The organism is Anaerobiospirillum sp. NML120511, from assembly GCF_023050955.1.
Lineage (GTDB): Bacteria > Pseudomonadota > Gammaproteobacteria > Enterobacterales > Succinivibrionaceae > Anaerobiospirillum.
Genome location: NZ_JALKIK010000005.1, coordinates 99,362 through 111,422 on the forward strand (window position 1 = coordinate 99,362; position 12,061 = coordinate 111,422).

Here is a 12,061-nt window from a genome sequence, read left to right on the forward strand (position 1 = left end):
TAAGATCAGATCTGCTTTTCATAAAGCTTTTGTCTGATCCTGAGGGCATATATGCCCCGATCCTGATGGCATATATGCACTGTCCTAAAGGCATGCAGGTGCCGATCCCTGGGGACTGCATGCACTGATTTTCAGGCCATGCAGGCACTGAACCTCAGGGCCGCTCAATCCTCAGTGCAGGCATGCACCTGTCCTCAAGTTGCGCATCCGTAGCCGCAATTCAGCTTATCGCTGTTTCAGCTTGCCGCAGATACTTGAGAAAGCCGGTTTAAGATGCTTAAGTCTGGGCCATGGCTGGCCTCGCTCGGGTGTCATGCTGTATCGCAGGTCACAGCCCTGACATCGTTGGGCTATCATGCCAGCCTCCTTCGGTCACTACGCTGTCAGCGCTCAGTTATCACTCAGACCATCAGTCAGATTGCGGAATTTTCAGCCCCCACAGAGGTGGATAATTTGAACAGAGCAGAAACTCCGACCTTGTTTATCACCATGCGTTTCCTGCTGGTAATGGTGCTTTCAATTGTGCTCATCTTTCTTGATGTGCGCATGAAGTTGCTCAGTGATTTCCGCTACTACATTGAAACCGCACTCTATCCTGTTCTGGTCTTTGCTGAGGCCCCGCAGACAGTATCTGAAGCTGTTTCCACCCAGATTAAGACCCGTGCTGACCTCATTGAGGAGAATGAGCGCCTGTCCAATGAGAACTATCTGCAGCGCGTGGATATCATGCGTCTTCAGACTCTGGAGCAGGAAAACGCTGCCATGCGCAAGCTGCTCAACTCCCCTGTCCAGTCCAGCTCCCGCCGCATGTTTGCTGAGGTGATCAGCGTCGACAGTGACCCTTATCTGCAGCGTATTGTAGTTAACCGTGGCACCAGCAGTGGTGTCTATGAGGGCATGCCTGTAATTACCGATGAGGGCCTTGTAGGTCAGGTGGTAAGTGTGGCCTATGCCAGTTCCCGTGTACTGCTCTTTTCTGATCCTTCCAGTGCCATTCCTGTGGTTAATATCCGCAATCAGGTTCGCTCCATTGTCTCAGGTACAGGTATGCACGATGAGCTCATCATCGATAACATGCCACGTTCCGTAGATATCAAGGAAGGCGATCTGCTGGTAACCTCAGGCCTTGGTGGCATTTATCCTGAGGGATACCCTGTAGCCATTGTCAGCTCTGTTGGATTCTCCGATGATCAGCCTTTTGCTCAGATCAAGGCAAGACCGGTAGTAGACAGTGACAAGATCCGTTATGTGCTGATGTACTTCTATCAGACCAGTCAGAACAAGGACACTGAGGAGCTTCAGCCTAAGGAGCAGACTGACAGCAAGCGCAAGCTCAGACAGGAACGCATCAGACGTCTTATCGACAGTCTTACCGATGTGGACCGTACTACAGGATACCGCCCGGCTGAGAAGAAAAATGACAGCAAACAGCAGCTGGGAATGCTTTATAAAACTAAAAGGTTTACTGTTGAGCACAGAGTGCATGACAGTATGAATGATTCTGCATCTGGTCTGTACAGCGGACTTGTGCATATGGCACTACCTGGCCATGCTGCAGGGCAGGGGCATTATTTCTTAAGTGAAGGCAAGACTGCTTCTGTGATGGGTATTTCACCAATGGACAATAGTATTGTGGAGGTTGGTCGTGGCCGCTAATAAAAAGGTCAGTTACCGCAGCTCCTACATGCTGTTCTTTCCGCTGGTTTTCGTCATGATGATCCTGGAAATCATGCGTCTTCCGGCCATCATCGCCGCTTACCGCCCTGATTTTACCGGCATGCTGCTTATATTCTTTGCCGTAGCCGATCCACGTCGCATCAATGTAGGTGCTGCATGGCTCACCGGTCTGGCAGTTGATCTTCTTACCGGCGCACCGCTTGGCATCAACGGTCTGGTACTGGCCTTACAGGTTTACATCATAGTAGCTCACTTCAAGACCTTTTCCACCTTCCTTATCTGGCAGCAGATGCTGGTTATAGGCCTGGTGAACTTCCTCAGTAATGTATGCGTAAACTGGTTTGGTCATCTTATTGGTCAGGGCAGCTACGGCACCAATTTCGCCTGGCAGACTCTGATTACCATACTTACCTGGCCGCTCATGTGTATCTTCTTCAGAATGCTCTGGGATCGCCTGCGCATTTCAAGCTTTACTACCCGCTCAGAGCAGGAGCTGTAGTTTAAGTTTCAGTGCCTGATTTATGAGCAGCTCCTGTCATGGAGAGCATCCACGTGAGTATTAACTTCGGGGCTCAAACTTAGCTGCAAGCTGAGCTTATCAGGCGGCCATTGATATGGGCTCACATGGTGATCGCGTCAGGTGCTCATTGACATGGGCTCACATGCTGAGCGCGTCAGGTGCTCATTGACATGGGCTCACATGCTGAGCACGTCAGGTGCTCATTGACATGGGCTCACATGGTGAGCGCGTCAGGTGCTCATTGACATGGGCTCACATGGTGAGCGGTAAAGTTGGGCACGTCCGGCTGACATTCTTTATGATAATGCGTGGTGATTTTGCATACACTGCCGGGCCGGATGTTCACAGCTGCGCTAAGAGATTTGTACAAGGCAGTCACTTGCCTGCCTTTACAGGCAGGTGATTGGCTGCTTTGATCTGTCTGCCGGATCCAGATAACTGTTAAAACGGATTTACAAATGTCCAAAACCCATGATTTGATTCTTGCCTCCAGTTCCCCACGTCGTAAGGACTTTATCAGCAAGCTGGGCCTGAGCTTTGAAATTATCAAGCCTGATGCTGATGAAAGTGTCATCATAGGTGAGAAGGCAAGCGATTATGTAAAGCGTATTGCTGCAGACAAGGCTCATATCGTTTCCGAGCTGCACCCTGATGAGGTGGTTCTGGCAGCTGATACTGTAGTGGTATGCGATGATCGCATTATTGGCAAGCCATCCAGCCGTGATGATGCCCGTAAGATCCTGCGCATGCTATCAGGACGTACCCATGAGGTCATGACTGCCGTATGCATCATGCGTGGACATGAGGTAAGTGAGATTTTTGAATCTACTCGTGTGACTTTTGCTCAGCTTAGCGATGAGTTAATTAACACCTATGTAGATTCAGGTGAGTGTGATGACAAGTCAGGTGCCTATGCAGTACAGGGTATTGGCTCCATGCTCATTGAAAAAGTAGAAGGTTCTGTAAGCTCTGTGGTCGGTCTGCCTGTATGTCAGGTACGTATCGCCCTGGAGAAATTTGGTATTTTCCCACGCACTGTGGCAGCTGAATAAAGTGCCTGCAGCTGAATACAGCAAGCTGGCTGGCAGTAATGTATGCATGCTGCTGCCTGCTGTCTGCTGCCTTATGTCTGCTGAGTCCTGACTGCAGGCAGCGCAGTCTCTGTGTTTGAGCTCTGTACATTCAGTTTTATAAAGCGTCATTCATGGTGCTGTCTTTTATAGCAGGCAGCCTTGCGATGTGGCGCCTGTGGTATGCATCTGCAGTGAGTTGTAACCTGCGGGGCACATGTGGTCCTGTGTTATGACTGGCACATATCAGGTACAAAGTGGGCAAAGTGCAGCCCCTGAGGTTAAAAAGATGGATAATTTAGCTTTTGTTAAAGAATATCTGCTGAAAAAGGCCGGAATTGATGATGCTTTCCTGGCTGAAAGTCTGGCTGTCCTGCAGGAGCGCAAGCTTGATTTTGGCGATATCTTCTTTGAACACACTGTAAGTGAATCTTTCTATCTTGAAGAAGGTATTGTCAAAGATGGCAGCTACCGCATCTCTTCAGGTGTAGGCGTACGTGGTCTGAGCGGCGAAAAGACCGGCTTTGCTTTTTCTGATGTCATTGAGAAAAACGCCATTCTTGATGCCTGTCGTGCAGCCCGAACCATCAGCAATGGCCACAGCATGTCGCCTGTCGGCATCAATCTCACTCCAAATCACCTGCGTCCTCTTTATGTTCAGGATAATCCGCTGGAGTCATTTACCCGTGATCAGAAAATTGCACTGATGAACCGTGCCAATGAAGTTGCCCGCAGTGCCGATCCACGAGTAGATCAGGTTGAAATCAGCCTTGGTCAGGTACACAGACTGATGCTGGTAGCCAATACCGACGGCTCTGTCAGTGCTGACGTCAAGCCTGTAGTTCAGTTCAATGTCAACGTGGTCATGAAAAAGGGAGACCGTCTCGAGGCAGGCAGCTCAGCCATGGGCGGTGCCTGGCTTATGGACGAGCTGACACGCGATAACGCTTTTGAAAAGGTAGCCCTTGATGCTGTCCGTATGGCCTCAGTAAATATGGATGCCATTCCGGCTCCAGCCGGAACCATGCCGGTAGTTCTGGGTGCAGGCTGGCCAGCCGTGCTGATTCACGAGGCTGTAGGTCATGGCCTGGAGGGTGATGGCAATTACAACCGCACCTCTGCATACTGGGACAAGATGGGACAGAAAGTAGCATCAGATGTCTGTACCATCATTGATGACGGTACCATTGAGGGCCGTCGCGGCTCGCAGAGCTGTGATGATGAGGGTACTGCCAGTGCTCACAATGTGCTTATTGAAAATGGTGTACTCAGGTCCTTCATGCACGATCGCCGCAGCGCCATGCTCATGAATGTAAGCCCTACTGGTAATGGTCGTCGTCAGAACTACTCCAGTCTGACCATCCCGCGTATGACCAACACCTACATGATGCCAGGCCAGTACAAAAAAGAAGAGCTTATTGAGTCCATCGATCGTGGTATTTATGCCGTAAACTTCAGTGGCGGTCAGGTTGATACCACCTCAGGACGTTTTGTGTTCTCAGCCTCTGAGGCCTACCTGGTAGAAAAGGGCCGAATTGTTGCCCCAATCAAGGGTGCCACCCTGATTGGTACCGGCTCAGAGACCATGAAGAAAGTTTGCATGGTAGCTGATGATCTGGAGTTTGACCGTGGTATTGGCTGGTGCGGCAAGGCCGGTCAGAGCGTACGCGTAGGCATTGGTCAGCCTACCATCAAGATCAGCGATATCACCGTAGGCGGATCCAACGCCGAATAATCAGGTCTGACAGCTGGCCTCAAGTAACGACATCACCCCCACGCTGCCCGCATTCCCGCTTTGAGCACAGGCAGCTACAGCGGCAGGGCCGCCCCATGCGGCGCAGCCCCGTGCGGTGCTCCCCATGTGGCGAGGCTGGCTGCATGAGGCACGCATGATGCGAGAGACAGGCTGCATGAGGCGCGCATGATGCGCGAGACAGGCATAATGCCTTACTGTGGTGATGCCCCCATACCGATTAAGTGATGAATCCCGAGAGGAATACAATGGCAGTACAGGAGCATTTTGAGGGTTTTGATACTGAGCCGGATGAGCTCAGTCGCTCTGCCCATAAGCGTGAAGCCCAGGCTATCAGAAAGCTGGCCGATCGTATCGCCCAGCTTGGCGATCAGGCCTTTTCCCGTCTGAGCTTTCCTGATGAAGAGGTCAAGGAAGCCTTTGTAAAGGCCCGTTCCCTGCGCCGTAATTCTGATGAGCGCCGTCGTCAGCTGCAGTTTGCAGCCAAGCTGATGCGTTCATTTGGTCATGAAGAGCTTGAAAGTCAGCTTGAGGGCATGAACAATACCTCAAGTGTAGACCCACGTGCCATGCGCCTTGAAATGCTGCGCGAGTTCCTGATTCATGGCGGCATCAAGGGCGTTAATGCCATGGTTGAGCTTATTCCGTCCATCGACCGCAACAAGCTGCGTACCCTGGTAAAGCGTGCTCATGACGAGCTGTCATCAACTCTGCCAGATCGTCCTGCAGCCCGCGCTCTGTATCAGTTTATCAAGGCTGAGACAGCCCGCGCCGGTGTTGAAATTCCTGACACCATGCTCCGCGCCAGGAGCAACGGCTCATAATTTTTGAGCCGCTGTTGCCACAGAATTAACGCTTTCTAAAACAGGAAAGTTTGCATTTCATGGGGCGCCCTGGAATGAGGCATTCCTTTTTATGCACGCGCTCATGTCAGTGACATGTACCCATGTCAGAGGCGTAGCTCATTTCCGGGACGTGGGCTCATGTCAGAGGTGTAGCTCATTTCCGGGATGTGGACTCATGTCTGAGGCGGGGCCCATGTCCTGGACATGGACTAATGTCCTGATTATGTGGTAATGCCCATGGCGGTGCAGTGGGCTGTGGTGCCCATTATGGAAAGTGCTTTCCATAATGGTAAGTAGAGATTTATTTCTGGAAGTAATTTTCATACCTGGAAGTAACGGACAGTTCTCAGGTTACAAACCTGTCAGCAGCTAGAAGAGATTTTTCCCATGTCATATTTTGCTCAGTTGAAACAGCATCAGCAGCGTTATGAGGAACTGGCAGTCAAGGCTGTAGAAATGGCCCGTGCCCGTGGTGCTGATGAGGTCCGCATCAAGATCAGTGCCGGTAAGGGACTTGATATCTCCTCCCGTCACTGTGAGATTGAAAACATCGAGTTCAATCAGATGCAGGGAATGGGTGTCAGCGTCTTTAAGGACAAGCATGCCGGCAGTGCTACTACCAGTGATTTCTCTGAGGAGAGCATTTCTGCTGCTGTCGACTCTGCTCTCAATCTGTGTGAGTACACCTCACGTGATGAGTGTTCCGGCCTTTGTGAGGATTCTGATCTCTACAAGGGTGATATGGACCTGGAGATGCTTTATGAGCTTGAAGAGGAGCCTGATGAGATTGCCCGTCGTGCGGTAAACCTGGACAAGATGGGTGCTGACAGTGCTGAGCGTCTTCGTGAAAAGGGCCTTAAAGAGTCCGATGGCAGCTCCTGGGGCATGATCTATACCTTAAGAACTCTGGCTACCTCCCAGGGATTCTGCCGCTCTTCCATTGACTCTGATTTCTCCAAGTATCTGTCTCTGGTAGGTGAGCGTGATGGTGTCATGCAGCGCTCAGCCGGCTATTACAGCGGCATTAATCCAGCCCTTGAGTGGTCTGATGAGAAGGTGCTTGATGAGGCTGTTACCAGAACTCTCAACAAGCTCGGTGCCCGCAAGGTCAAGACCGGTCGTTACACCGTTATCCTTTCTGAAAGTGCTGCCAACTCTCTTATCAGCAACTTCATCAGTGCTGCCAGCGGCATGCTCATTTACCAGAACTCATCCTTCCTCAAGGACATGCTCAATGAGCGTATCTTCCCTGAGTTCCTGAGCATTTACGAGGATCCGTGGATTAAGGGCGGTATTGCTTCTGCTGCCTTTGACAGCGAAGGTGTAGCTACCCGTCCGCTTAACATTGTTACAGACGGTGTGCTCAGAGAGTATTTCATCGACTCCTACTCAGCCCGCAAGCTCAAGATGGCCTGCAATGGTCATAATGACCCATGCTATAACCTCTTTATCAATGCTGATGATGCTCACACCTGCTCTCTTGAGGAGATGATGAAGCAGGCCGGCAGTGGTCTGGTTATCAACACTCTTATGGGGCAGGGTGTAAACATGGTCAACGGTAACTTAAGCCGTGGTGCCAGTGGTTTCTATTTTGAAAATGGCGAGCGCGTTCATGCTGTAGACGAGATCACTATTGCCGGTAATCTCAAGGATATCTTCGCCTCCATTGCCATGATTGGTACCGATCGCGATGAGCGTCGCCGCATTCAGACCGGTTCCATCATGCTCCCTGAAATCACCGTTTCAGGTATCTAAGGAACAGCCCGTGCGCCGGCCGGCAGCCAGCGCGGCGGCAACCGCACCTGGCAGGCCACATCTGCCGCGCTGCAGCCGCAGCGGACAGGACCATGATGGCACCATGTGCAAAGATGAAAAAAGGGACAGCGCATCAAGGCGCTGTCCCTTTTTTTCATCACAGCCCGAGATAAATCCCGGGAAGTGTCATTACTTGAGGGTAATGATGGACTTGCCGGTCATCTCGGCTGGAATCTCCATGCCCATGAGGTAAAGCATGGTAGGAGCGATATCGCACAGACGGCCACCCTCACGCATTTCAGCGGCACGGCCCATGTAGATAAATGGAACTGGCAGGTTAGTGTGGGCGGTAAATGGCTGACCTGTAACCTCGTCCTTCATCTTCTCGCAGTTGCCGTGGTCAGCAGTGATAAGGCACTCGCCGCCTACCTTCTTGAGGGACTCAACTACGCGGCCAATGCAGTGATCAACGGCCTCAACAGCCTTGATGGCAGCCTCGTAAACGCCGGTGTGACCAACCATGTCGCCGTTAGGGTAGTTACAGATAACTACGTCGTACTTGCCAGACTCAATGGCCTCACAGAGCTTGTCGGTAAGCTCGGTGGAGCTCATCTCAGGCTGCAGGTCGTAGGTGGCAACAGCAGGGCTCTTAACCAGGATGCGATCCTCACCTGGGAATACGGTCTCAACACCACCGTTGAAGAAGAAGGTGACGTGAGCGTACTTCTCGGTCTCGGAGATACGCAGCTGAGTTTTGTCGTGAGAGGACAGCCACTCGCCCAGGGTGTTCTTGAGGGACTCTGGTGGGAAGGCACAGGCAGTCTTGATATCAGCAGCATACTGGGTCAGCATGACAAAGCTGGAGAACTTAGGAGTGTGCTTGCGTGCAAAGCCGTCAAAGTCAGGGTTAATGAAGGTGCGGGTCAGCTGACGGGCACGGTCGGCACGGAAGTTCATGAAGATCATGGCGTCGCCGTCTTCAATAACCACCTTCTCGCCAATTACGGAAGCCTTTACGAACTCGTCGTTCTCATCACGGGCGTAAGCAGCCTCGATGGCATCCTTGATGGTTGGGAAGGATGGGAACTGGCTGATACCCTGGGTAATAACGTCATAGGCCTGCTCTACACGGTCCCAGCGGTTGTCACGGTCCATGGCGAAGTAACGGCCTACTACGGTAGCAAAACGGCCCTTGCCAAGCTCTTTGAAGAGGTCTTCAAACTTGCCAATGAACTCCAGAGCTGAACGTGGAGCAACGTCACGGCCGTCGAGGAACGGATGGAAATAGATCTTCTCAGCACCGCGCTGGGCAGCCAGACGGATCATGGCAAGGATGTGGTCTTCATGGCTGTGTACGCCACCTGGGGACATAAGGCCCATGATGTGAACGGCCTTACCGGCAGCAACAGCCTTGTCTACGGCATCACATAAAACCTGGTTCTTGTAGAACTCGCCGTCCTCAATGGCCTTACCGATACGGGTCAGCTCCTGATAAACGATGCGGCCGGCACCGATATTGGTGTGACCTACTTCGGAGTTACCCATCTGACCGTCAGGCAGACCTACATCGACGCCGGAGGCAGCGATGTCAACATGAGCGTAATCAGCGCACAGGCCATCAAGTACAGGGGTCTTGGCATTGGTAACAGCGTTGAAATTGTTATCTGGGTTTTCACCCCATCCGTCCATGATAATAAGGGCAAGAGTCTTCTTTTGTGCCATTTTTAATATCTCTACCTAAACTTGATCTCTGACCAGTTCAACCATGACCCGCTCTGACTCTGCAAGCTGTTATGCAGAGTATAACCGTTGCCCTGGGCAACAGCTTCGCGCTCCCCGGGAGCAGCAGGTTCCGGCTGGATTTTCGGTACGGCTGCATGCCTGGGGCCTTGCCCAAAGCTCTGCAGCATCCTGATAAAGGGCTGTACCTGAGACTGAAAAGCCTTATGTCTGGTCGGATTTGCCAATGTGAAGTTCACACACACACAACTCAGCTCCTGATGGCGGCCATCAGGACCTGATATCAGAACTGCATAGCAGTGTATGCTGATGGATAATTTTATCAGAAAAGCACCCTGAATGGCTTAAATTTGACGCTTGCAGGCAAATATAGTTGGTCATGCAGCCATATGAAAATATCCTGATTTTTCCGCCCGCAAACTGACTTTTTACTGTCTTTTCAGTCCTGTCCCAGCCCGCTCTTTTCAACATCTATAAAGATATGACTAAGACCATAGAGCGCCCCCCGGTGTTGAGTCACTCAACATATTTGCAGTAAACCCCTCCCGCCCTGTCTTACCCTTCTACCATACTTCGATCACCTGGCTCCACCCGGCAGGCATCGTCCTCAGGCGCCACCGCCGTGCACTGCTACCCGTACTGACACACCAGGCAGTGCAGCACAGCCAGCCCCAGTCCCATTAAGCCTCTGTCCCGTTATGCCCCAGTCCAGGGCTGACGGCGCTCAGAGCTGTCTGACAGTTGCCTGGCGTCAGGCAGCTCTGGCAGTGCAGCTGCGACAGTCAGGATGGCTGACTGTGAGTGCTGCTGTGGCGGAGCATAATTATGATGATTTTGCTGTGACTTACTTCAAAATTCATGAGAACACTCACAAAATCACGTGGTCATGGCCTTAAATTGCGTATTTTCAGTTAAAAGCTGATAAATTGTCGGATGCGGTTGTATGAGCAGCTGTTGCTGCGATTACAGTCGCCAGCTGTCAGAAAGATTTTCCTGATAAGGGTACATTGACTTATCATAGTGCCCCAGGTCATGGAAAGCCGTGGAAATCAAAGTATTCTTAACAAAAGAATGCTTTATGCTAGAATAATCCACTATTTGCAGACCGGAGCGAAATCCGGGTGTTTTGAGGTAAAAAATCGTGGATTTCATTTCCGAGTTCATCAACGAGTTTCCTGGATTCTTTCAGCGCCACTACTTTATGGTAGGCGCATGGGCAGTTGTCTTAGTTTTGCTGATTGCAGTTCAGTTCAAGCTGTTAACTGCACGTATTCCAAAGGCCACCTCAAATCATGCTGTAACCCTGGTCAACAGACAGGAGGGTGTCTTCCTGGACATCCGCAGCGCCGAAGCCTTTAACAATGGCCATATTGCCAACGCATTACACGTAACTGCTGCCGACATCAAGGCCGGTAAGATTGCCCGTATTGAGAGCATGCGTGAACGTCCGGTAATCATCGTAGGCAAGGACAAGTTTGACAGTGAATGCTTCAACAGTGGTCGCTTCCTGAAGAAGCAGGGCTTTACTAAAGTATTTATTCTTGAGGGTGGAGTCATGGACTGGACTGCTGCCAACCTGCCTCTGTCCAAGAAGAAATAATCTAACGAATTCCAAAAAGACCAAATTTAAGGACACAAGCAATGTCAGAGAATGCAAATGAGCAGGCACAAGCCGCTGCCACTCGTCCTCTTTTCGATTTAATCCGTGTATACGCCAAGGACTCTTCCTTAGAGACCCCACACAGCCCTGTTGTTTTCCAGAGCCAGTGGAAGCCTGAGCTGCAGGTCAAGTTCGATACCAAGACCACCAAGATCGCTGATGATCAGTTCGAGGTTGCCTTACGTATCACCGTTACCTGCAACAACGAAGGCAAGACCGCTTTTATCTGTGAGGTAACTCAGGCCGGTGTCTTCTTATTACGTAACATCCCTGGCGACGCAGGTGAGTTCTTATTAGGCGGCACCGCTCCTAATATCCTCTTCCCATATGCCCGTGAGTTCATCGCCAGCCTGGTATCACGTGCTACCTTCCCTCAGTTAAACCTCGCCCCAATCAACTTTGAGGCCCTGTTCCGTGCCCGCAAGGCCCAGCAGGATGCTCAGTCTGGCGAAGCTGCCAAGGAAGAAGGCGAGGACAAGTAATTTTCCTCTGACCATACCATCAGGTATGGTTCCTGGCACATGGTCTTTTCAGGACCTGACACAACGGCGCTCCAGGTATTTGCCTGAGCGTCGTTTTGCATTATGGGCCCCTCAAAGTGGCTGGTCCCAGCCCTCCCTCAGGGCCTTTCTTGCAGAGTGCATGGCCGCCTTGCATGCTGCCAGGGCGGTCATGCTGCTCTCAGTTGCCTTTTAGCATGGGCAGAGGCCGCACTGTCAGTGCAGACCGGGCTGCATCTGACCCTTGCACCGCACCTGACACTTGCACCGCAGCTGCCCATTGCACAGCATCTGCACCTTGCACCGCAGCTGCCCATTGCACAGCATCTGCACCTTGCACCGCAGCTGTCCATTGCACAACATCTGACCCAGGCAGTGCTTTTGTGGCGGAGCGGCGCTGCTGAAATATGGGCGGCTGTCAGGGGCCTTATTGTGCTATTTTTTGTCGAATGATCTTTTTGGAGCGCCCGGCATGGCGGCAATTGACTTATACTAACCGGGCTGTGCGTACCTCTGCAGGAGTATGAATCCTGGAGGGCGT

9 protein-coding genes are annotated in these 12,061 nt (G+C 51.6%); 8 read left to right on the forward strand and 1 reads right to left on the reverse strand.

Annotated features, from left to right (window positions below; translation table 11 throughout):
- Positions 1 to 453: 453 nt before the first annotated feature.
- The 6 genes from mreC (at position 454) to MXE39_RS02640 (ending at position 7,620) form a co-directional block, all read left to right on the forward strand.
- A complete protein-coding gene (mreC, locus tag MXE39_RS02615; RefSeq protein WP_246976960.1) occupies positions 454 to 1,656 on the forward strand; it encodes a rod shape-determining protein MreC in 1,203 nt (400 codons plus the stop codon).
- Entirely contained in the window at positions 1,646 to 2,176 is a 531-nt protein-coding gene (mreD, locus tag MXE39_RS02620) for a rod shape-determining protein MreD (RefSeq protein ID WP_246976958.1), read from the forward strand. Before mreC ends, mreD begins: the two co-directional genes overlap by 11 nt.
- 479 nt (positions 2,177 to 2,655) lie before the next feature.
- A complete protein-coding gene (locus MXE39_RS02625) occupies positions 2,656 to 3,249 on the forward strand; it encodes a Maf family protein (protein ID WP_246976956.1) in 594 nt (197 codons plus the stop codon).
- A 307-nt stretch (positions 3,250 to 3,556) separates the two neighbouring features.
- Positions 3,557 to 5,002, forward strand: coding sequence for a metalloprotease TldD (gene tldD / locus MXE39_RS02630; RefSeq protein WP_246976953.1), 1,446 nt, complete (start codon positions 3,557 to 3,559; stop codon positions 5,000 to 5,002).
- A 266-nt stretch (positions 5,003 to 5,268) separates the two neighbouring features.
- Positions 5,269 to 5,844: a ribosome biogenesis factor YjgA gene (gene yjgA, locus MXE39_RS02635; RefSeq protein ID WP_246976951.1), complete on the forward strand. Its 576-nt coding sequence runs from the start codon at positions 5,269 to 5,271 to the stop codon at positions 5,842 to 5,844.
- A gap of 408 nt (positions 5,845 to 6,252) precedes the next feature.
- A complete protein-coding gene (locus MXE39_RS02640; protein WP_246976949.1) occupies positions 6,253 to 7,620 on the forward strand; it encodes a metallopeptidase TldD-related protein in 1,368 nt (455 codons plus the stop codon).
- Between the two features lie 189 nt (positions 7,621 to 7,809).
- Here MXE39_RS02640 and gpmM read toward each other — a convergent pair whose 3' ends face one another.
- Complete coding sequence (gene gpmM / locus MXE39_RS02645; protein WP_246976947.1) at positions 7,810 to 9,342, reverse strand: 2,3-bisphosphoglycerate-independent phosphoglycerate mutase; 1,533 nt, start codon at positions 9,340 to 9,342, stop codon at positions 7,810 to 7,812.
- A gap of 1,159 nt (positions 9,343 to 10,501) precedes the next feature.
- Here gpmM and MXE39_RS02650 point away from each other — a divergent pair.
- The gene (locus MXE39_RS02650) at positions 10,502 to 10,960 is read left to right on the forward strand and encodes a rhodanese-like domain-containing protein (protein ID WP_246976945.1); all 459 of its coding nucleotides are present in this window, start codon (positions 10,502 to 10,504) and stop codon (positions 10,958 to 10,960) included.
- Between the two features lie 41 nt (positions 10,961 to 11,001).
- On the forward strand, positions 11,002 to 11,502 hold the full coding sequence (gene secB, locus MXE39_RS02655; protein ID WP_246976943.1) for a protein-export chaperone SecB: 501 nt from the start codon (positions 11,002 to 11,004) through the stop codon (positions 11,500 to 11,502).
- The last annotated feature ends 559 nt before the right edge of the window (positions 11,503 to 12,061 follow it).